A 19,578-nucleotide genomic window follows, 5' to 3' on the forward strand; every position below is an offset into this window, starting at 1 on the left:
CATCGCTCTTGTATGAGATCTGAACAACAAGTGCCGCAGACAAGGCTAATCTTGACAGGATAAATTTTAGCATTGGGTGAAAGATGTCTCGAAATGGGGCAGTCACTTGTGGAACTTAATCTTATGTTTCCCAGCTTCCAGTCAGCCTATGGATTGCCGGTCTGAAAATCGATTTGTTGACACGGCTGTCGTACTCACCCCTGACGACAGCCGGGAATCTCGGGAGCGGCGGCTCAGCCGCAACCGGGGTTCCCGTCAGAAGACCGCGACGCCCACAGCTCTCCGCGCCGTAGGATGCAAACGAGGGTTCGTGCCTGTGCCTGGAATAAGCCTTCCACGCTGCATATTCTCGCTTGATCCCGTGGCTGGATGTCATAACTGAGGGCTCGACAAGGCATGCAATTTAGGAGTGCCTGAAAAAGGCGCAGAGGACCGCAGATGAGAATTACCACAATTACGAATTGGGCCTACGGCATCACCGTGGTCCTGACCGTGCTGTCTGCTGTGGCATTCATTCTCTCGGCGCGAAGCGCTACGCAGGAACGGCAGGCGGTGGAGCAGCACCTGTTGCTGAACAGCATGGGCGAGGAGCTTGCGCTCGGCGCCGAGGAGACGACCGACGAAGCTCGTCTCTATGTCATGCGCGGCGAGGAGAGGCATCTGGATGCCTTTACTGTCGATGAGGGCGAAGAGCGCCGCCGCGATACCGCGATCAATGCGCTTCGCAGTCTCGGCCTTCCTGATGCCGAACTTCAGGTCGTCGAGGAGGTGGCGGTCAATGCGCAGGCGCTCGATAAGGTGGAGGAAGCGGCGGTTGCCGCCTATACAGGCGGCAATCAGACCGGTGCGCGCGACACGCTGTTCGGTCCCGAGCACGAGCGCGTCCAGACCGCGCTCCTCAACAGCGTCAATCAGTTTCGCGCTCTGACGACAACCCGCACCGAGGCAACCTTCCGTTCCGCGCAGGCACGCAGCGATCTCTGGGCCAATATTGCCAAAGTGATGCTGGCCTTGACCGCTGTGATATTCCTCGGGGTGCTCTATTTCATATTGCGGCGCCGGGTCGCGCTGCCGCTGGTGCGCATGACCGGCATCGTCAATCGTCTGGCAAAGCAGGATTATGCCGTCGAGGTGCCGACCGACCGCCGCCGTGACGAGATCGGCGAGATGAACGACGCTATACAGATCTTTCGCGAGAACGGCCTGGAGCGAAACCGTCTCGACGCCGAGCGCAAGCGCGATCTGGAGACGAAGGATCTCATTCTGCAGATGATGCACCGCCTGCAGGCCTGCTACGCCCAGAAAGAGCTCGCCGAAGTCGTCGCGCTTTTCGTGCCGCAGATCTTTCCCGGCGTCGCGGGATGCCTCTACACGATGAATGAAAGCAGGACGGTGCTGAGCGAAGTCAGCCGGTGGCTGGAGCCAGAGCATACCGAGCCTTCCTTTGCCGCTTCCGCCTGCTGGGGTCTGCGTCGCGGTCGCCCGCATGTCAGCCATGTGGCCGACACCGACATTCCCTGCCAGCATCTGGATCACTCCGGCGTGCCCGGTCTTTGCGTTCCCCTGACCGCGCTCGGCGAAGCAATCGGCCTGCTTTACTTCGAGGACCGCACGAAGGATGCGACGGCCGCCGATGCGCCGCGGCTCTATCTGGAGCTGATCGCCGAGAATATCGGTCTTGCGATCGCGAACCTGCAACTGCGCGACCGGTTGATCAATCTTGCCGTGCGCGATGCGCTGACGGGCCTGCTCAACAGGCGCTCGCTGGACGAGGCGCTCAACAATCTTCACAGGGATCAATCCGCCCGCACGGTCATCTGCATGATGATCGACATCGATCACTTCAAGCGTTTCAACGATGAATTCGGCCATGACGCCGGCGACGAGGTGCTGCGGCATGTCGGGCAGATCGTCGCGGACACGGTTGGTGAAGCCGGCACGGTCTACCGCTTCGGCGGCGAGGAGTTGACTGTTATCGCCACCGACATGGCCGACGAGCAAGGCTTTGCTCTTGCCGAGATGCTGCGCACGAGCGTATTCAGCACGCCCTTCTCTTATCGCGCGCGCATTGTCGGCCCGCTTTCCGTCTCCGTCGGCATCGCCTCGTCCCCAGCCTCCGGACCGACGACGACGCTGATCAACCGCGCGGATGGCGCCTTGCTGAAAGCAAAGCTGAATGGCCGCAACAGAACCGTGGCCGCATTCGCGCTCGCGCTGGAAGACGACGTGAAGATGGGATAGGCCAGAAAGGTAGGTGCCCGCTCGCTTGGGAGCCGTCTTGCTGAATACATGCTTGGATTGTAGCCTGAGCTGAAAGTCGCATAACGGAGGAAAGCGATTTCATGGCCGTGACGCAGAGCATTTCACCCTTGTCACCCGATCACGAAACCTTGCAGGCCATGGGCTTTGATCCCGGGCTGCGCCGCAAGTTTGAAGCCGGTATCGAATCTGGCCTGCTGCGCGATCTGCATGTCGTGCTTGCCGCCCGTTCCGGGCGGGTATGCCTGGAATATTATGGCGCTGGCCCCGACGAAAATTGGGGAGATCCGCTCGGGAATGTCGCTTTCGACGCGGACACGCTGCACGATCTTCGCTCTGTCACCAAGAGTATTGCCGGTCTTCTTTATGGCATTGCGCTCGACAGGGGATTGGTATCGTCGCCGGACGCATTCCTTTATGAGCAGTTCCCAGAATATGGCGATCTCGCCCGAGATCCTGCGCGCTCCAAGATCACGGTTGGTCACGCCCTGACGATGACGCTGGGGATGGAGTGGGACGAGGATCGCCCCTATACCGACCCGCTAAACAGCGAAATTGCGATGGAGAATGCGCCGGACCGATATCGTTTCGTTCTGGAGCGTCCGATTGTCGCTGAGCCCGGGACGCGTTGGATTTACTCCGGTGGCAGCGTCGCGCTTGTGGGAGCGATCATCGAGCGCGGCACGGGCAAGCGCTTGCCCGATTTTGCGCGTGAGGTTCTCTTCGAGCCGCTCGACATCGCGAAATTCTACTGGTCGGCCGGCCATGACGGCGTGGCGTCATCAGCATCTGGTTTGCGCCTCACGGCCCCCGATCTGTTGAAGATCGGTATGCTTTTCCTTCAGAAGGGCGTGTGGAACGGAAAGAGGATCGTCTCGGAAGAGTGGGTCGCGCAATCCCTCGCGCCGGCAATTTCGACCGGAGACGGTTTGAGCTATGGCAGATTGTGGTTTTCGGGCGATGCACCGGTGCCGGCGTTTGACGGTCCGCGCCCGTGGTATGCCGGCTTCGGCAATGGTGGGCAAAGGCTCTGGCTGATGCCTGATGCGGGTATCGCCGCCGTCATCTATTCCGGCAAGTATAATTCATGGGACGCCTGGATAACGCCCACCCGCGTCTGGCGCGAGATCATTCTTGCCAACCTCCTGAAAGCGTGACGATGGCGTCTTCAAAAACCGAGTTTCCCGTGCTTCTCACCGAGCGGCTGCGGCTTCGCGAACCGAGCATGGATGACCGCGACGACTTCCATGCGCTGATTTCGATTCCGGAGGTCACGCGGTTCTCGAATTGGGTCGATGCGCCGAAGATGGCGCAGATCGAGCGCTCCCTGCGATGGATGATCAAAATCTTTCCCAAGGGAACGGGTTGCTCATGGATCATCGAGGATCGGGTTTCAGGCCGTTTGCTCGGCGCCATCCGCTTCAACAGCTTCGACAGGCGTGCTAGGTGTGCCGAGCTCGGATATGAGCTGCATCCCTTCGCCTGGGGCAAGGGGCTGATGAGCGAGGCGGCACGCGCTGTCGTCCGATGCGGCTTCGATGATTTCTCGCTGAACCGCATCGAGGCCTGGACATTGCCGGGAAACACCGCATCCGACCGAGTCCTGGAAAAGGCGGGCTTCCAATATGAGGGCACGCTGCGGCAGAAGGCGCGATTCAAAGAGGCCTTCCATGATTTCCGCATGTTCGGCTGCCTGGCTGGCGACCAGCAGAGATAGTTATCCGTCAATCCCCTGACCGGTTTCATTGGGCGGTGTCGTGGATTGAAAATAGTCCCGAGGCGAGCGGCCGAGCGAGCGCCGGAACATGGCCGAGAAGGCGCTTGGGCTCTCATAGCCGCAGTCCAGTGCGACGTCGAGAACGCTCCGGCCTTCCGCAAGCAAGGTGAGGGCCTTCAACATGCGTGCCTGCTGCCGCCACCGGCCGAAGCTCAGTCCCGTTTCGCGCTGAAACAGCCGCATAAGGGTTGCCCGGCTCATATGTAGCCCCTTGGCCGCCTCTTCGATCGAGGTCGTGCTTGCAAGATCGCCAAGCACGATCTCGCAGAAAGCAGAAAGAGCCGGATGTTTCGGTAGCGGCAGCTTCAGCGGCTGGGCCGGCAGGAAGGTGAGCTCAAGAAGCAGCAGCGGAATGACCGCCTCCGCGACCTTCTTGTGATCCGGTTTGTCGACGAGGCCGGCCAGCCGCAGGATGAGCTCGCGCAGAAGCGGGGTGACTTCCACCACCATGCACTCTTTCGGCAGGGTGTCCTTGCCTTCGACATCGATCAGCAGCGAACGAAATTGAACGCTCGTATGGCTTGCCGTCACATGCTCAAGGTGCGGCGGCAGCCAGACCGCGCGGCTTGGCGGTACGACCCAGGTGCCGCTATCCGTGGTCAAGGAGATCACACCGCTGACGGCGTAGAGCAACTGTGCCTGCTTATGGCTGTGGCGAGAACTGGTGAAGCGACGATCGTCATGTGCGATGACGGCGATGCCTTCAGCGACATCGGTGCCGTGCTGCAGATAGGCTTGATCCTTTTGCGACGATGATTGATCCATGCGCGTGAGAATATCAAAATCCCTCACGATAACCTAGAGTTCCGTTCAAACAGGATCTCTCCTCCCGTGTCCGTCCCATCCCACAATCTGCATCGATCTGATCGGCCGCATCGCGCTGCCGCCGCATCGTTGCATGTGCGGGTGAACAACGCAGCTGCGCTCTGCGCACCGACGTCCTTTCAGCTTTCTGTTGCACTGCGACTTAGCCGCGGTCGTCGGGCCTGACGGCATCCCGGCGACCGTAGGCTGCTGTCCGCGTTTTCCCCGAATTTACCGACATGCAACGGAACGGATCATGCTGAAGAATCCCGAAACCAAATATCGCCCTTTCATCTCGCCCGTCGAATTGCCGGATCGGCAATGGCCGAACAAGCGCCTCGCCAAGGCACCGCGCTGGCTTTCCACGGATCTGCGCGACGGCAACCAGGCGCTTGCCAATCCCATGGATGTCGAGCGCAAGCTGCGCTTCTACGACATGCTGCTTGCATCCGGATTCAAGGAGATCGAGGTCGCCTTTCCCTCAGCCTCGCAGATCGAGTTTGATTTCGTGCGTGCGCTGATCGAGGAGGAGCGCATTCCCGAGGATGTGACGATCCAGGTGCTCACCCAGTCGCGTGCCGATCTCATCGCCCGCACCTTCGAATCCCTCAACGGTGCCCGCAAAGCGATCGTCCACCTCTACAATGCCACGGCACCGCTCTTTCGCCGCGTCGTCTTCGGTATGGAACGGCACGAGATCGTCGACCTCGCGATCAGTGGCGTTACCACAATGCTGCAAAAAAGCTTGAAGCAGCCGGAAACCGACTGGACCTTCGAATACTCGCCGGAAACCTTCTGCTTCACCGAGCCGGATTTCGCGCTCGAAATCTGCGAGCGTGTGCTCGATGTCTGGCAGCCGACTGCGGAGCGTCCCGCCATCCTCAACCTGCCGGCAACGGTGGAAGTGGCGATGCCCAACGTCTATGCCGACCAGATCGAATGGTTCTGCCGCCATATTTCGCGTCGCGACGCCGTCGTCATCAGCGTCCATCCCCACAATGATCGTGGGACGGCGGTGGCCTCGGCCGAACAGGCGCTGCTGGCCGGCGCCGATCGTGTCGAAGGTTGCCTTTTTGGCAATGGCGAGCGCACCGGCAATGTCGATCTGGTGACGCTGGCCCTGAACCTCTATACGCAGGGCATCGATCCCGAGCTGACCTTTCCGTCGATCCGCGATGTCGTGAAGACGGTGGAGTATTGCAACGGCCTGCCCATCCATCCGCGCCACCCTTACGGGGGCGAACTCGTGTATACGGCCTTTTCCGGTTCGCATCAGGATGCCATCCGCAAGGGATTTGCCGCGCATAAGCGACGCAATGACGGTGTCTGGGAAATGCCTTACCTGCCGGTCGATCCCGCCGATATCGGCGAGAGCTACGAGGCCGTCATCCGCGTCAACAGCCAGTCGGGCAAGGGTGGTGTCGTCTGGGTGATCGAGCAGGACAGGGGCCTGAAGCTGCCGCGCGCCATGCAGGTCGATTTCAGCAAACGGGTGCAGCTCCTTGCCGATGAAACCAAGCGCGAACTGACGGCCGGGGATATCTGGAAGGTCTTCGTCCACGCCTATCACGTCGATGATGGTAAGTTCTTCGCGCTGGTCGATTACGAAGGCGGCTTCCGCAGGAGTGCGGGTGCGGAGCGCATTTTCACCGGCCGGATTCGCCATGGCAACCAGGATGTTGCCGTCAGCGGCCGCGGCAACGGGCTCGTCTCGGCAGTGCATGCTGCGATTGCCGAAGCCTTCGGGGTGGAGCTGAGCGTCATGGACTATCAGGAGCATGCACTGCGTCGCGGCAGCGATGCAAAAGCGGCCGCCTATCTGCAATGCGTCCGACCGGACGGATCGCAGGTCTTCGGTGTCGGTATCGATGACGACGTTGCAACCGCAACCGTCAAGGCGGTCTTAAGCGCCGCAAGTGCGGCTGGCTGACGATCGTGCGTTCCGCTCGTGCTATCGGCCGCAAATCGGCCGGTAGCTGCTGGCTTGAGGCGGGGAAGCCGGATCGGATCATTCGATTGGCTGTAGCCAGCCTCGATAATGGACGACGAGGCCGATGAACGGCAGGGCGATCGGTACGTCGAACTGGAAGCGATCATCCTCCGCCCATTCAAGGGCGACGCTTCGGGGCGCCAGAAAGAGCGGCAGCGGAATGCGCAGGAACGACCAGTGCCGCATCTCCATGCTGAGCCCGTTGCCGCGCATGGGAAGAGCAAACGAAAAGCGGAAGGGACCGAAGCGTTCGACGAGGTGGCCATTCTCTTCGTTCAAATGGCTGAGAAAGCGCTGGCCGGAAAAGTCCCGCGTCCATTGTTCGACGCCATCGCATTCCTCAAAGGACACATGCAGCGCGTGCTTCCCGGCTGCGGGAAAGCCGAATACTTTCGCGACCAGCCGGGCAAGGGGTGAGTGCCCGCGGGTGACGACTGCCTCGCCCTTGGCGCCGCCATCGCCGAAGACGTCGTGCATGGCGCGCACAGGATCGGAAAGGTGCGCGAATGCGGAGCCCATGACGCGCTGGTAAAGCGGCGTGTAGGGTGCTTCCGTCCTTTCCTCGCTGATTGCCAGATCGCGAAACAATGTCCGGAAATCCTCCAGCGACAGGAGTCCGCCCGCATGACGGGCACCGGGCGAAAGGTGGCCGTCGCGCAAGGCACGCGCCAGCAGTTGCGCCGGAAGAGTGGGGATTTCCACACCATCGCCATTTTCGGCCATCAGGATCCAGCGGCGGGCTCGCATCGTGCTCTGGCAGATCCCTTTCACTTCGATCGTGAAGGCCGAGCGTGCTGTGCCAAGCCGTGCCGTCACGCCCTGTAGCGGCAGCAGAAAGCGGCTGATCTTTCTGAGCGATGTCAGCCAACCCCAGGCGACCGGCCAGGACAGCAGCCAGAGTGCCAGCGTCTGAAACGCAAACTCGGGTCCGGCCCGGAAGATGACGCTGGGCCGTTCGGCAAAGCCATCAACCAGCAGGTCGTGATCCGGCACGTCGGCAAGCGCCACCAGCCGGCGCAGAGGGCGATGGCCGGAGACCGCATAGGTTTCGCGTTTCAGCATGTGCCAGCCGGTCGAATCCTGCCAGCGCCGGCCGCGCCAGAGCCGCACCGGTTTGCCGACATAACTCAGGATCGCCGATGCGACCGAGGCGCCTGCGGTCGCGCGATTGGAGGCGCTGATTGACATTTCTATCGAACGAACCTCCTCCATGTCCTTGACAAGGTCCGCAACGACGGCGCCGGAGAGTGCCGGCACGCTCGACGCACCCGAGATGACGGTGACGCCGGCAGTCTTTGCCTGTCCGTCAAGCGAGCCGATTGCGCCGGCGAAATCGCGCGCATCGGCAAGATCGATGTAGTGGACGCCGGCCTTTATGCAGGCTCGTGGCACTCTGTCGTCACTATGCTGAAAGGGGCCTGCCGCATCGATGAGCAGAAAGGGCTGATACTTGCCGAGGATCTCCGCGATGTCACCATTTCGATCGGCTTGCAGCGCAATCGCATTTGGCAATCGAGCGGCGAGTACCTTTGCAGCTTCAAGATTGCGTCCGGCGACCAGAACCTCGAAACCGTCGCCGGCAAGGCGCCGCGACAGCCGCGCGCCGAACCCGCCATAGCCACCGAGAACGAGGATTTTTTTCAAAGGATGCGGCTCGCCTGCTCTGGTGTCGGCAGCCAGCATGTTTCCCGCTTGCCGAAGATGCGATAGCGATTGCGCGCAAGCCAGTGATAGATCGGATTGCGCAGCAGACGGGGCACGATGCGCAGCACGGAAATCGCCTTCCAAGGCCAGCCGAGGCCGGCATAGATGGCAAGCACCGCGTCGCTGTCGCGTAGCACGATTGTGCCGTCCACGATGATGAGGCTGTCCGGATCGGCTGGGTCCATGCCGCAGCGGCGATAGAGGTCGATGCCGGTTTCATTCTGCATGGAGGCAAGACGAAAACGGCCAAGATGGTCATGGCGCAGCACGAACTGGGCGTTGGCGGTACACAGGACGCACATGGCGTCGAAGACGATGATCGGCCCTTGATAGTCGCTGATAGTGCTTTTGCTCATGCTGGCGGCGTTGTTTTCCGTAAACCGGTCTGGCCGAAGTTTTGACCGGTTGCATTGCCGCCGTCAATTGCGCGTTTCTATGGGCTGTCATGCCAAACTGATAAAAGACCGAGAGCTTTGCAGGGCAGGGCCAGGCTGCGGATGGATCGAGGGAAGAATGCCGATTAATCTATCGGCTGGCACGCGGCCCGATCCCCAAGATCGGACCGCGCACATCGCTGAAGAATGGCTTAGCGATAACGCCAGCCACCATGCCACCACTCGCGATGCACCCAATAGCGACGCCCATCCCAGTAACCACGGCCGGGATAGAAGATGCCGACAGCCGGGCCGGCGGGCACGACGACCACCGGCCGCCCGTTCGGACGGCAATAGCCGTAGGGGCCGCGATGAAAGCCGATACCGCATCCGTCGCGAGCCTCGGCTGGCGAGATGGCAACGAAACAGGCGACCGCGGCAAAAGCCAGCAAAATGATCTTTTTCATGATGTCCTCATTCGTCCTTGAAGAGCTTTAAGCTGTTATCCCTTCAGCGCTTAAACGGGGACGAGAGGCAAATCCGTCGCTGGATAGCGATGATTTTGTATCCGGATACGAAAGGCCGACATCAGCAGCGCCGAAGCAGGCAGGCAATACAGGAGAACTATATTCGCCCCGGGATCAGGATCGAATTTCAAAGGCTCGGGATGCGAGGCGAGCCTGCGATGGGCACGATTTTGCTGCAGGCACCGTTTTCTTGCCGATGATCGGCATACGGCGGATCAAAGCGCGCAGCACGGCCAGAATTGCCTTGTATTGCTCCCCAGGGCACAGGCGACCGCTGGTATCATAGGCAAACAAGAGACGCCGCCGTGCGAATGCATGCGCCAGCCACAGGGCAAAAGCGACGCCGACCCCCCAGCCCATCAGCGTGTCGCTTGCCCAATGCGCGCCGACCCATTGCCGCGACAGGCAGATCAGGACGCCGATAGGCATGAAGACAGGGCGAAGGCGAGGAAAGACGAGCGCCAGCGACATCGCCATGGCGCCGGCCGTTGCCGAATGTCCGGAGGGAAAGGAGGCGAAGTCGGCGTGGAAGGCGAAGGGTCGGAATGAGAAGGCGCCATTCGTATCCAGAAGTTCCGGCCTGGCGCGGCCGATAATGTTCTTGGCGAGCGAATCGACAATGCCGCCGCCGGCGACTGCCAGGAAGATGAAAGCGGCGGCGGTGGCGATGAGATCTGCCCCCGTTCGCATGGATTTCCGCAGCTTGTGTGCGGGCGCGAGGATTGCAAATATCAGCAGTGCACCACTGAATGAGAGTACCAAAAGCCCGGTGCCGAGGCTACTGATCCACTTCGCCGTCCCACGCAACTGCGAGGGAAACGACTTCATCCAGATGCCCAAGGGATAATCGGCCGTCCACATGACGAGCAATGACAAGGCGAGGAAGATGGCGATGATAACGATCGGGCGCTCGAGAAATGCGCGATTCGCAGGAGGTTTAATGGTCGGGGTGCGGAAAAAGCAGTGAAGGCCGCCAGCCATGCGCCTGCGACCGGTGTCGGCGGAACGCCCCAGCATTTCTTTTATGGCCTCTCGGCCTCGCTGCCATGCCTGCATAAAGCCGACTTTCCATTGCTGTCGCTACAGCCGCTCGTGGAGCTGGGCTCACCAATCGCCTTCCGCTCCGTTTTCCCTTGGAAAAAGCTGCTACAGCAACACGCTGACAGCCGCCTGAAAGGTCGCGATTGGCGGGTCAGATCTCGGTTGTTTGGATGACAAGCAACAATACCCGATATCTGCCAGTCGGCTTCGATTGTCGAAATGTGCAGTTATGGCTGAAGACAGGCGTCGCGTTGAAAAAAACTGTGCCGCCAACAAGGTAGCCGCTCAATCCCGCAATCTTGGACGAAAGCCGCCGGGAGGATTGCGTCAATGGCCTTTTTTAGCGACAATTAGCGCAGCGTTCGGTGGGAGGAGCCAAATGCACGACTATTCCGCGCATGCGGATCAGGTTTACGCGTCGGCGCAATCGACGGCGGCGAGTTCTTCGGTCGTTGCCTCTTGGCGGCGGTGCATGGTCATGCATCGCCTGGCGCCGGAGGAGAAGCGTCTGCCGATGCGCCTGGGCAACCAGGAATTTCAAGCCGCACTGGAACGATCAGAACGGCTGGTCGCCGAAGCCAGCAACGAGCTGGATCGCCTTTTCCTCGCAGTCGGCAAGGCCGGCTGCTGCCTGCTTCTGACCGATCGCGACGGTATCGCGCTGGAACGCCGCGGCGCCGCCGGCGACGACAAGGAGTTCTACGATCTCGGTCTGTGGACCGGTTCGGTCTGGACCGAGGCCAGCATCGGCACCAACGGCATCGGTACGGCATTGGCCGATGAGCGGGCTGTCGCGATCTTTCGCGATCAGCACTTCTTCTGCTCCAACATCAATCTCAGCTGCACGACGGCTCCGATCCGCGATCATCGTGGCCAGCTTGCCGGCGCGCTCGACATTTCGAGTTGCCGCGACGACGTGAACGATGCCACTCTGGCGATCCTCTCGCAGACGGTGCGAGACGCAGCGGTGCGCATCGAGCTCAATCTTTTCCGCAGCGCCTTTGCCGGCGCCCGTTTTGTCATGGTGCCGACGGATACGGCATCCACCTCGGCGCTTCTGGCAGTCGACCGCAACGACCTCGTGCTCGGTGCGACCCGGGCGGCTCGTCTCGCGCTGAAGCTCGACGATCACCGTATTGCCGCAGGAATTCCGGCATCCGACGTACTTCGCGAGCAGGCGGCCGTGGGCGAGGATCTGGCCGAGGCTGAACGCGCGGCCCTGCTCAGGGCTCTTTCCCGTGCCAGCGGCAATGTCTCTCAGGCAGCGACCGCACTCGGCATGAGCCGCTCGACGCTGCATCGGAAGATGAAGCGGCTCAATCTGCACTGAAGCACTGTCGACGCGCATTCGATCTGGCGGCTGTCGCAGAGTTGCGACACTGTGCGCTGCAGCATGTAAGGCCGCCCCTATCGCCTGCCGCGATATGCCCTCAGACTTCCCTCATCCGGTTCGCTTATCGAACCTTTCGACCAAGGGAGGATGGCATGCTGCATCAAAAGATCGTCGAATCTCCGTTCAAGCTGAAATATGGCAACTATATCGGTGGCGAGTGGCGCGAGCCGATCGGCGGCAAATATTTCGACAATCTGACGCCGATCACCGGCGGCAAGATTTGCGAGATACCGCGCTCGGACGAGAAGGATATCAACGCCGCGCTCGATGCCGCCCATGCGGCAAAGGACAAATGGGGCCGGACCGCTGTTGCAGAGCGCTCCAACATCCTGATGAAGATCGCCCAGCGCATGGAAGACAAGCTGGAAGTGCTGGCGCAGGCGGAAAGCTGGGACAACGGCAAGCCGATCCGTGAAACCATGGCGGCCGATATTCCGCTCGCCATCGACCATTTCCGCTACTTTGCGTCCTGCATTCGCGCTCAGGAAGGCTCGATCGGGGAGATCGACCACGACACCGTCGCCTACCATTTCCATGAGCCGCTCGGCGTCGTCGGCCAGATCATTCCCTGGAACTTCCCGATCCTGATGGCCGCGTGGAAGCTTGCGCCGGCACTGGCCGCCGGCAATTGCGTCGTCATCAAGCCGGCTGAGCAGACGCCGGCCTCGCTTCTGGTCTGGGCCGAGCTGATCGGCGATCTCCTGCCGCCGGGCGTCCTCAACATCGTCAATGGTTTCGGTCTGGAGGCCGGCAAGCCGCTTGCGACCAGCCCGCGCATCGCCAAGATCGCCTTTACCGGCGAGACGACGACCGGCCGGCTCATCATGCAATATGCCAGCCAGAACCTCATCCCCGTTACGCTCGAACTCGGCGGCAAGTCGCCGAATATCTTCTTTGCCGACGTCGCAGCCGAGGACGATGATTTCTTCGACAAGGCGCTGGAAGGCTTTGCGATGTTCGCCCTCAACCAGGGCGAGGTCTGCACATGCCCCAGTCGCGCGCTGATCCAGGAATCGGTCTACGACCGCTTCATGGAGCGGGCCGTCAAGCGCGTGGAAGCTATCAAGCAGGGCAATCCGCTTGATTCCGCAACCATGATCGGCGCCCAGGCATCGAGCGAGCAGATGGAGAAGATCCTCTCCTATCTCGATATCGGTAGGCAGGAAGGTGCAGAAGTGCTGACGGGCGGCGCGCGTGCCGATCTCGGCGGTGAGCTGTCGAGCGGCTATTACATCAAGCCGACCATCTTCAAGGGCCACAACAAGATGCGCGTGTTCCAGGAAGAAATCTTCGGGCCGGTCGTTTCCGTGACGACCTTCAAGGACGAGAAGGAAGCGCTCGAAATCGCCAACGATACGCTTTACGGCCTTGGCGCCGGCGTGTGGACCCGCGATGGCAATCGCGCTTATCGCTTCGGCCGCGAGATCCAGGCCGGCCGTGTCTGGACGAATTGCTATCATGCCTATCCCGCGCATGCCGCCTTTGGCGGTTACAAGCAATCAGGCATCGGGCGTGAGACGCACAAGATGATGCTCGACCACTACCAGCAGACCAAGAACATGCTGGTGAGCTATAGCCCGAAGGCGCTCGGCTTCTTCTGAGTTCTCCCAAGGAAGCCAGCAAGGCTCCCGGCTGCGGCCGGGGGCCTTCTCAAGCAATTCCAGGAAAAGTGCGCAGCTGTTTTTCGTCCGGAATTGCGTGAAATCAAAAAGATAGAGCGGTTCAGAGATTCCGTGAAAAGCTGAACCGCTCTATCTTTTTCAGGCGGCGATGGAGGATCATCATGGACGATAATGGATCGGAGCATCGAGTGCTCGCGACCGACAAGGCGCTTGAACTCATCCGCGAGATACAACAGGACCATCCCGATATCCTGTTTCATCAGTCGGGCGGTTGCTGCGACGGCTCCTCGCCGATGTGCTATCCGGCCAATGAATTCATGATCGGTGACAATGACGTCAAGCTCGGTGAGATCGGTGGCGTGCCCGTCTATATCAGCGGCAGCCAGTTCGAGGCCTGGAAGCATACGCAACTCATCATCGACGTCGTGCCGGGACGTGGCGGCATGTTCTCGCTCGACAACGGGCGGGAGAAGCGGTTTCTGACCCGTTCCCGCCTCTTCGGCGGCGGCGAGGCTTGTGCGATCCCGGAGATCCGGCGTCCGCCAGCGCAATAAGCAGGGTCATAAATCGCGTGTAGTATTCGCCTAATACCCGCGGTCGCAGACGCTTTGCTAAGGTGAGATCTGTTGGTTTTGAGGGAGGACAACGATGCCAGCAGCAAAGATCCTGATGATTACAGGTGATTTCACCGAGGACTATGAGACCATGGTGCCGTTTCAGACGCTGCTTGCCTGCGGCTATACGGTCCATGCCGTTTGCCCCGGTAAGAATGCCGGCGAAACGGTGGCAACGGCCATCCACGATTTCGAAGGCGACCAGACCTATTCCGAAAAGCGCGGCCACAATTTTGCACTGAACGCGACCTTCGCCAGCATCCGCGCCGAAGACTATGACGCGCTCGTCATTCCGGGTGGTCGAGCACCGGAATATCTGCGGCTGAATCCTGATGTCATCAAGGCCGTTCAGCATTTCTTCGAGGCAGACAAGCCGGTGGCCGCGATTTGCCATGGCGCGCAACTGCTGAGCGCGGCAGGCGTGCTCAAGGGACGCACCTGCTCGGCATACCCCGCCTGCCGCCCCGAGGTGGAACTTGCCGGCGGCATCTATGCCGATATCGCTATCAATGACGCGGTCGCCGACGGCAACCTCGTGACTGCACCGGCCTGGCCGGCGCATCCGTCATGGCTGCGGCAATTCATGGCCGTACTCGACGCCAATGCTTTGTCGGCAGCAAACGCCGCCTGAAACTGAAGGAGGGAGACGCGCATGTGCGAATTGTTCATCAAGGCCGATGCCAGGCTCTGGGAAAGCACCACGCGCTCCCTGCGCATCGACGGTATGGTGACGAGCGTCAGACTGGAAAACTTCTTCTGGTCGAAGCTGGAGGAAATCGCGCGGCGTGACGGCATGAACGTGGTGCAGCTCATTACCAAGCTGCACCATGAATCGATCGATGCCGGTCACGATCTCGGTAATTTCACCTCGTTCCTGCGAGTCTGCTGCTCACGCTATCTCGACCTGCAGCTTGCCGGTGACATTTCGAGCGATCTCTCCCAGCCGATCGCCGGTGTCGATGCTCCCGCCATCCTCGGCCGCGAGCGCCTGAAATATCATTGATCAGCCAACTGATGCGGCTCCCCGGAGGCCGCTCTCGTTCCCTCTGGTACGCGATAATTTATCGGCAATGAGTTGCGCCACAGCATCCGCTGCGGTTTCCATGTAGCTCGGATCTCGATGAAGCAGCACGACCGCAAATGAACCATCGAGGAGCAGCATGATCTGGCGTGCGAGCGGCTGGGCATCATCGCTCGCTCCCGCTTCCATAAAGATCGAACCCAGCCAGTCCTCCACGCGTTTCTTATGGGCGCGCGCCGCAACCAGGGCCGGATGGCCAGGAAGATTGATGAGTTCGACCGAGGTCCGCAGGAAGCCACAGCCTTTCCATTTGGCGTTGCGCGCCGATTGCGCTAGATGACGGAAAATGCCTGCGACCTTCTCGGCGGTATCGCCTTCCGTTTCCTCGAACCAGCCTTTGAAGAGCGCAAGGTTCGGCTCGTCGCGCGCCTGCAGATGCGCGGCGATCAGGTCGTCCTTGCTGCGGAAATGATAATAGAGAGTGCGTTTGGTAATGCCTGCCTTCTCGGCGATGGCATCGACACTGATCGCGCGGATGCCGTCGCGATGGAAGAGCTTTCCTGCCGCCTGAAGAATGCGTTCGCGTGTCGGCTGTGAGCTGTCTTTCATGGCTCAATGTATACCGGGTAGTGAATATACACAATGTGGCAATGGCCCCATCCTGCCGGCTATGAGCGAGCAACCAATTCCACCAGCCGCAAAGCCGCGGAGCCTGCCGATTTCCATTTCGTGCCGCGATGGTGTCACCCTTGGCGGCCATCTCTGGCTGGCGGAGGCAGGTAAGCCGGAGGGTAGCGTGATCATCAATCCGGCCACCGGGGTTCTTGCGCGCTACTATCATCGCTACGCGCGATTTCTGGCGCAAAATGGGTTCGATGTCCTCACCTTCGACTATCGCGGCATCGGCCAGTCGCGACCGCAGGAACTGCGAGGGGTGGGCTATCGCTGGCGCGATTGGGGGGAGAGGGATTTCGAGGCTGCGCTTCAACTGATGATCGAGCATCGACGCAGCGGTCCCCTCATGGTGATCGGCCATAGTGTCGGTGGCTTCCTGCCTGGACTGGCCGAAAGCGCCTCGATGATCGACAGAATGCTGACGGTCGGAGCTCAATATGCCTGGTGGGGGGATTACATGCGCCGCCGCCGCGCCGCCCTGTTCCTCAAATGGCATGTCGCCATGCCTGCGCTGACTGGGCTTTGCGGTTATTTCCCGGGCCGCCGGCTTGGCTGGCTGGAGGACTTGCCGAAAGGCGTGGCAAACGAGTGGAGCTTTCGCGGCCCTCGGTTCGAGCGCAGCCATCCTGCGGGCGAGAGGGGGGATGTGCTGCGGCGAATGGGCGCTGTCAAGGCATCGATCCTGGCCGTTGCCGTTTCGGACGACGAACTTGGCACCGTGCCGGCAATTCACCGCACACTGAATTATTATACCGGTGCGCAACGCCAGTCGGTGCTGCTCCGCCCGGCTGATTTCGGTCGGTCCGCAATCGGCCATTTCGGCCTGTTTCACGATAGCCATGCTGAGGGTTTCTGGGTCAATACGCTGTCGTGGCTTCGGGAGGGCCGCAATCCCTGGCCGGCATCCAAGCTGAAATAGGAAAGCCAAGTGTCCGCTCGGGTCTTCGCTTCGCGCTTATTGCATAGGCTGATTGTCTCGGGTAGACGCCATTTATCAATCATGAATGAGATGAAAGTCAGGCGTTTGCCGGCTTTGGAATACTCAGAAAACCTGCAGGATGGAGTATGGCATGAGCAGCCAAGATGACGAATATATCTACGACGAAGTGACCGGTGAGTGGCGACCTGCCGCGGAGATGGCAGCGGCTGCTGCCGCCGCGGAGTTTGTCGTTTACGATGCGAGCGGCAACGTCCTTGCCGATGGCGACTCCGTCACCCTCATCAAGGATTTGAAAGTGAAGGGCGCCAATCAGACCTTGAAGCAGGGTACCGTTATCAGGTCGATTCGACTGACCGACAACCCTGAAGAAGTCGATTGCCGCTACGACGGGATCAAGGGATTGGTTCTCCGTACCGAATTCATACGCAAGCGCTAGAAAAACTTGGCCTGATATCGCCAGACGGCTGTGTTTTCGATGGACGGCCGTGTTCCGGGCGGAAATCAAGGAGATGTTCTTTGAAGACCTATAGTTACTGGCGTCCGGCCGATAGCGTATTCATGAACATCGAATATAGCTTCATGCTGATTATGCCGCCTAATCACTAGGTTCGGCCTCCCATATCTTATGCGCATCGAACCCGAAACGCTTGCGACAGCAGGAGAGATGCGATGAAGAAGCGTGTACTTGGAAAAAGCGGCCTTGAAGTTTCGGCCCTGGGCTTCGGCTGCATGGGGCTGAACTTCGGCTATGGCCATGCGCTGGCCAAGGATGACGGTGTCAGGCTCATACGTGATGCCGTCGAGCGTGGTGTGACCTTCTTTGACACCGCCGAAATCTATGGTCCCTTTACCAACGAGGAAATCGTCGGCGAGGCCCTGAAGCCCGTGCGTGATCGGGTCGTCATCGCCACGAAATTCGGCTTCAGGATCGAGAACGGCAAGTCGAACGGCTTCGACAGCCGTCCCGAGAATATTCGCGCCGTCGCCGATGCCTCGCTGAAACGGTTGGGCATCGAGATCATCGATCTCTTCTATCAGCACCGTGTCGATCCCGATGTGCCGATCGAGGATGTGGCAGGCGCGGTGAAGGATCTGATCGCTGCGGGCAAGGTGCGGCATTTCGGTCTTTCCGAGCCCGGTGCGCAGACGGTGCGCCGCGCCCATGCGGTGCAGCCCGTTACGGCGCTGCAGAACGAATACTCGCTCTGGACGCGTGGACCTGAAACCAACGGCATCCTGCAGGCCTGCGAGGAATTGGGCATCGGTCTCGTCGCCTATAGCCCGCTCGGCAAGGGCTTCCTGACGGGCGCGATGGACAAGGATACGAAGCTTGGCGAGAATGATTTCCGTCGCATTCTGCCGCGCTTCACGCCCGAGGCGATGGAAAAGAACCAGGCGCTCATCGATCTCCTCAAGCAGATTGCCGGTCGCAAGCAGGCAACCACGGCCCAGGTCGCGCTTGCATGGCTTATGGCGCAGAAACCTTGGATCGTGCCGATCCCAGGCACGACCAAGCTGCATCGTCTGGAAGAGAATCTTGCGGCTGCGGATGTCGAGCTGAGCGCGGCGGAACTTGCCGAAATTAAGCGCGCAGCTGCAGACATTGCGATCGAGGGCGAGCGCTATCCCGAGCAACTGATGAAGACCACCGGCCGCTGAACTGAGCAATCCCGTGGCCGTCGATCGGCGGCCACGAACCCTATGCTGCGCCGACCAATAGATGTGCCGTCGACATCAAGATGGGGTGACCGCATAACGCAGATAGACCGCCCCATGCGCCAGCGGCTCGCAGCTTTTGAGCGAGAGCTGGATTTTTCCTGCCAAACCTCCCTCCCCATGTTCGACGATGCTCTGGCTTGCGGCGCGTCCGTCGAGAACGGGTGCGATGATCAGGCTGATTTCATCGACAAGACCGGCAGCAAGGAAGGAGCCGTTGATCCCGGCACCGCCTTCCAGCAGCAGGCGCTTGATGCCGAGTTCGTGCTCCAGCGTATCAAGCATGGCGGCCAGGTCAGGCTGAGCTTGCTCGGAGGCAATGTAGGAAATGCCGTCGTTCGTGAGCTCGGCCAGATGGCTGTCCGGCACGTCGCTGCCGAGGAGGACGACGATGTGATCGCCATCGATTTCATTCGTGGTGAAATGCAGCCTGCCGGAAATATCTATGGCAATGGCGAAATTGGCCGCTTTCCGATTGGCGAAATGGAGGGGACGCGCCACCGCGCCGTGTTCATGCGGTGGATGCGGGCTGCCCTTGGTCATCTCGGCCATCGTGACGCGACCGACCATCCAGGCATCGCCTTCAAGCTTCTCGTGACAGGATTGATAGAGCGCCGTCCAGTCACTGAGCTTGCCGTCCGAACTATGTGTCCAGCAGCTGGGATGCAGGCCGCCGTCGAGAGACGAGACCATGTGGCAGATGACATATGGCTTCATGATTGTGCCTTTCCGAGATAATCCGCGTCGCTCACCTTCTCCAGCCATGTCACCGGCGAACCGTTTTCCTTTTCGGCGATCGCGATATGGCTCATGGCGCAATCGGGCGATGCTCCATGCCAGTGCTTTTCGTCCGGCGCGAACCAGACGATGTCGCCGGGACGGATTTCTTCCACCGGGCCGCCTTCGCGCTGCACGCGCCCGAGGCCTGAAACAACGAGCAAGGTCTGACCGAAGGGATGAGTGTGCCACGCGGTGCGGGCGCCGGGCTCGAAAGTCACGGTCGCGCCGCTGAGATTGCCGCGGCCGCTAAAAGGCGCGTCGATGCGAACCACACCCGTGAAATAGTCTTCCGGCCCTTTGGCCGATGGCTGGAAACCGCTGCGTTTGATGTCCATGTCCTG

General features: G+C 60.4%; 20 protein-coding genes. 12 read left to right on the forward strand and 8 right to left on the reverse strand.

Features of this window, described 5'->3' with window-relative positions; translation table 11 throughout:
* Positions 1-438: 438 nt before the first annotated feature.
* From ABOK31_RS23315 to ABOK31_RS23325, 3 genes are all read left to right on the forward strand, one after another.
* Positions 439-2,241, forward strand: coding sequence for a diguanylate cyclase (locus tag ABOK31_RS23315; protein WP_349961129.1), 1,803 nt, complete (start codon positions 439-441; stop codon positions 2,239-2,241).
* Between the two features lie 101 nt (positions 2,242-2,342).
* A complete protein-coding gene (locus ABOK31_RS23320; protein WP_349961130.1) occupies positions 2,343-3,416 on the forward strand; it encodes a serine hydrolase in 1,074 nt (357 codons plus the stop codon).
* A gap of 2 nt (positions 3,417-3,418) precedes the next feature.
* The gene (locus ABOK31_RS23325; protein ID WP_174181992.1) at positions 3,419-3,976 is read left to right on the forward strand and encodes a GNAT family protein; all 558 of its coding nucleotides are present in this window, start codon (positions 3,419-3,421) and stop codon (positions 3,974-3,976) included.
* Here ABOK31_RS23325 and ABOK31_RS23330 read toward each other — a convergent pair whose 3' ends face one another.
* Complete coding sequence (locus tag ABOK31_RS23330) at positions 3,977-4,801, reverse strand: helix-turn-helix transcriptional regulator (RefSeq protein ID WP_349961131.1); 825 nt, start codon at positions 4,799-4,801, stop codon at positions 3,977-3,979.
* Between the two features lie 295 nt (positions 4,802-5,096).
* Between ABOK31_RS23330 and leuA the strand changes: the two genes are divergently transcribed.
* Positions 5,097-6,770 carry a 2-isopropylmalate synthase gene (leuA, locus tag ABOK31_RS23335; protein WP_349961133.1) on the forward strand — a complete coding sequence of 558 codons (1,674 nt, stop codon included), beginning with the start codon at positions 5,097-5,099 and terminating at the stop codon, positions 6,768-6,770.
* Positions 6,771-6,848: 78 nt separating this feature from the next.
* Here the strand turns inward: leuA and ABOK31_RS23340 are convergent, their stop codons facing one another.
* From ABOK31_RS23340 to ABOK31_RS23355, 4 genes are all read right to left on the reverse strand, one after another.
* A complete protein-coding gene (locus ABOK31_RS23340) occupies positions 6,849-8,513 on the reverse strand; it encodes a DUF4166 domain-containing protein (protein ID WP_349961134.1) in 1,665 nt (554 codons plus the stop codon).
* Positions 8,471-8,890: a thiol-disulfide oxidoreductase DCC family protein gene (locus ABOK31_RS23345; RefSeq protein ID WP_174182000.1), complete on the reverse strand. Its 420-nt coding sequence runs from the start codon at positions 8,888-8,890 to the stop codon at positions 8,471-8,473. Before ABOK31_RS23345 ends, ABOK31_RS23340 begins: the two co-directional genes overlap by 43 nt.
* A 230-nt stretch (positions 8,891-9,120) precedes the next feature.
* Positions 9,121-9,375: a hypothetical protein gene (locus ABOK31_RS23350; protein ID WP_174182002.1), complete on the reverse strand. Its 255-nt coding sequence runs from the start codon at positions 9,373-9,375 to the stop codon at positions 9,121-9,123.
* Between the two features lie 174 nt (positions 9,376-9,549).
* Positions 9,550-10,452, reverse strand: a complete 903-nt coding sequence (locus tag ABOK31_RS23355; protein WP_234910363.1) for a phosphatase PAP2 family protein — start codon at positions 10,450-10,452, stop codon at positions 9,550-9,552.
* Positions 10,453-10,855: 403 nt separating this feature from the next.
* Here ABOK31_RS23355 and ABOK31_RS23360 point away from each other — a divergent pair, with 403 nt between their 5' ends.
* The 5 genes from ABOK31_RS23360 to ABOK31_RS23380 all read left to right on the forward strand — a co-directional run bounded on the left by ABOK31_RS23360 (position 10,856) and on the right by ABOK31_RS23380 (position 15,108).
* Positions 10,856-11,806 (forward strand): helix-turn-helix domain-containing protein, encoded by a 951-nt coding sequence (locus ABOK31_RS23360; protein ID WP_174182006.1) that lies wholly within the window; start codon positions 10,856-10,858, stop codon positions 11,804-11,806.
* 155 nt (positions 11,807-11,961) lie between these two features.
* Positions 11,962-13,470, forward strand: a complete 1,509-nt coding sequence (gene adh / locus ABOK31_RS23365; RefSeq protein WP_174182008.1) for an aldehyde dehydrogenase — start codon at positions 11,962-11,964, stop codon at positions 13,468-13,470.
* Positions 13,471-13,652: 182 nt separating this feature from the next.
* Positions 13,653-14,045 (forward strand): DUF779 domain-containing protein, encoded by a 393-nt coding sequence (locus tag ABOK31_RS23370; RefSeq protein ID WP_174182010.1) that lies wholly within the window; start codon positions 13,653-13,655, stop codon positions 14,043-14,045.
* 94 nt (positions 14,046-14,139) lie between these two features.
* Positions 14,140-14,736, forward strand: coding sequence for a DJ-1/PfpI family protein (locus tag ABOK31_RS23375; protein WP_174182011.1), 597 nt, complete (start codon positions 14,140-14,142; stop codon positions 14,734-14,736).
* A 21-nt stretch (positions 14,737-14,757) separates the two neighbouring features.
* A complete protein-coding gene (locus ABOK31_RS23380) occupies positions 14,758-15,108 on the forward strand; it encodes a ribbon-helix-helix domain-containing protein (RefSeq protein WP_174182013.1) in 351 nt (116 codons plus the stop codon).
* Here ABOK31_RS23380 and ABOK31_RS23385 read toward each other — a convergent pair whose 3' ends face one another.
* Positions 15,109-15,735 carry a TetR/AcrR family transcriptional regulator gene (locus ABOK31_RS23385; protein ID WP_349961138.1) on the reverse strand — a complete coding sequence of 209 codons (627 nt, stop codon included), beginning with the start codon at positions 15,733-15,735 and terminating at the stop codon, positions 15,109-15,111.
* A gap of 61 nt (positions 15,736-15,796) precedes the next feature.
* Between ABOK31_RS23385 and ABOK31_RS23390 the strand changes: the two genes are divergently transcribed.
* The 3 genes from ABOK31_RS23390 to ABOK31_RS23400 all read left to right on the forward strand — a co-directional run bounded on the left by ABOK31_RS23390 (position 15,797) and on the right by ABOK31_RS23400 (position 18,400).
* Positions 15,797-16,720, forward strand: coding sequence for an alpha/beta fold hydrolase (locus ABOK31_RS23390; RefSeq protein WP_349961139.1), 924 nt, complete (start codon positions 15,797-15,799; stop codon positions 16,718-16,720).
* A gap of 151 nt (positions 16,721-16,871) precedes the next feature.
* On the forward strand, positions 16,872-17,177 hold the full coding sequence (locus ABOK31_RS23395) for a PhnA domain-containing protein (protein WP_234910364.1): 306 nt from the start codon (positions 16,872-16,874) through the stop codon (positions 17,175-17,177).
* Between the two features lie 233 nt (positions 17,178-17,410).
* The gene (locus tag ABOK31_RS23400) at positions 17,411-18,400 is read left to right on the forward strand and encodes an aldo/keto reductase (protein ID WP_349961142.1); all 990 of its coding nucleotides are present in this window, start codon (positions 17,411-17,413) and stop codon (positions 18,398-18,400) included.
* Positions 18,401-18,475: 75 nt separating this feature from the next.
* On the opposite strand, the gene ABOK31_RS23405 is transcribed toward ABOK31_RS23400, so the two are convergent.
* Together ABOK31_RS23405 and ABOK31_RS23410 are read right to left on the reverse strand one after the other, a co-directional pair.
* Positions 18,476-19,174, reverse strand: coding sequence for a RibD family protein (locus tag ABOK31_RS23405; protein ID WP_349961143.1), 699 nt, complete (start codon positions 19,172-19,174; stop codon positions 18,476-18,478).
* Entirely contained in the window at positions 19,171-19,572 is a 402-nt protein-coding gene (locus ABOK31_RS23410; RefSeq protein ID WP_349961145.1) for a cupin domain-containing protein, read from the reverse strand. The genes ABOK31_RS23405 and ABOK31_RS23410 overlap by 4 nt, the downstream gene beginning before the upstream one ends.
* Positions 19,573-19,578 lie beyond the last annotated feature (6 nt).

The organism is Rhizobium sp. ZPR4 (assembly GCF_040215725.1).
In the GTDB taxonomy this organism is placed as follows: Bacteria; Pseudomonadota; Alphaproteobacteria; order Rhizobiales; family Rhizobiaceae; genus Rhizobium; species Rhizobium rhizogenes_D.

What these genes read in the sequence shown, in the direction of transcription:
- ABOK31_RS23315 (WP_349961129.1), top strand. Translation starts at nt 439, where the DNA reads ATGAGAATTACCACAATTACGAATTGGGCCTACGGCATCACCGTGGTC.
- ABOK31_RS23320 (WP_349961130.1), top strand. Translation starts at nt 2,343, where the DNA reads ATGGCCGTGACGCAGAGCATTTCACCCTTGTCACCCGATCACGAAACC.
- ABOK31_RS23325 (WP_174181992.1), top strand. Translation starts at nt 3,419, where the DNA reads ATGGCGTCTTCAAAAACCGAGTTTCCCGTGCTTCTCACCGAGCGGCTG.
- ABOK31_RS23330 (WP_349961131.1), bottom strand. Translation starts at nt 4,801, where the DNA reads ATGGATCAATCATCGTCGCAAAAGGATCAAGCCTATCTGCAGCACGGC.
- leuA (WP_349961133.1), top strand. Translation starts at nt 5,097, where the DNA reads ATGCTGAAGAATCCCGAAACCAAATATCGCCCTTTCATCTCGCCCGTC.
- ABOK31_RS23340 (WP_349961134.1), bottom strand. Translation starts at nt 8,513, where the DNA reads ATGCTGGCTGCCGACACCAGAGCAGGCGAGCCGCATCCTTTGAAAAAA.
- ABOK31_RS23345 (WP_174182000.1), bottom strand. Translation starts at nt 8,890, where the DNA reads ATGAGCAAAAGCACTATCAGCGACTATCAAGGGCCGATCATCGTCTTC.
- ABOK31_RS23350 (WP_174182002.1), bottom strand. Translation starts at nt 9,375, where the DNA reads ATGAAAAAGATCATTTTGCTGGCTTTTGCCGCGGTCGCCTGTTTCGTT.
- ABOK31_RS23355 (WP_234910363.1), bottom strand. Translation starts at nt 10,452, where the DNA reads ATGCTGGGGCGTTCCGCCGACACCGGTCGCAGGCGCATGGCTGGCGGC.
- ABOK31_RS23360 (WP_174182006.1), top strand. Translation starts at nt 10,856, where the DNA reads ATGCACGACTATTCCGCGCATGCGGATCAGGTTTACGCGTCGGCGCAA.
- adh (WP_174182008.1), top strand. Translation starts at nt 11,962, where the DNA reads ATGCTGCATCAAAAGATCGTCGAATCTCCGTTCAAGCTGAAATATGGC.
- ABOK31_RS23370 (WP_174182010.1), top strand. Translation starts at nt 13,653, where the DNA reads ATGGACGATAATGGATCGGAGCATCGAGTGCTCGCGACCGACAAGGCG.
- ABOK31_RS23375 (WP_174182011.1), top strand. Translation starts at nt 14,140, where the DNA reads ATGCCAGCAGCAAAGATCCTGATGATTACAGGTGATTTCACCGAGGAC.
- ABOK31_RS23380 (WP_174182013.1), top strand. Translation starts at nt 14,758, where the DNA reads ATGTGCGAATTGTTCATCAAGGCCGATGCCAGGCTCTGGGAAAGCACC.
- ABOK31_RS23385 (WP_349961138.1), bottom strand. Translation starts at nt 15,735, where the DNA reads ATGAAAGACAGCTCACAGCCGACACGCGAACGCATTCTTCAGGCGGCA.
- ABOK31_RS23390 (WP_349961139.1), top strand. Translation starts at nt 15,797, where the DNA reads ATGAGCGAGCAACCAATTCCACCAGCCGCAAAGCCGCGGAGCCTGCCG.
- ABOK31_RS23395 (WP_234910364.1), top strand. Translation starts at nt 16,872, where the DNA reads ATGAGCAGCCAAGATGACGAATATATCTACGACGAAGTGACCGGTGAG.
- ABOK31_RS23400 (WP_349961142.1), top strand. Translation starts at nt 17,411, where the DNA reads ATGAAGAAGCGTGTACTTGGAAAAAGCGGCCTTGAAGTTTCGGCCCTG.
- ABOK31_RS23405 (WP_349961143.1), bottom strand. Translation starts at nt 19,174, where the DNA reads ATGAAGCCATATGTCATCTGCCACATGGTCTCGTCTCTCGACGGCGGC.
- ABOK31_RS23410 (WP_349961145.1), bottom strand. Translation starts at nt 19,572, where the DNA reads ATGGACATCAAACGCAGCGGTTTCCAGCCATCGGCCAAAGGGCCGGAA.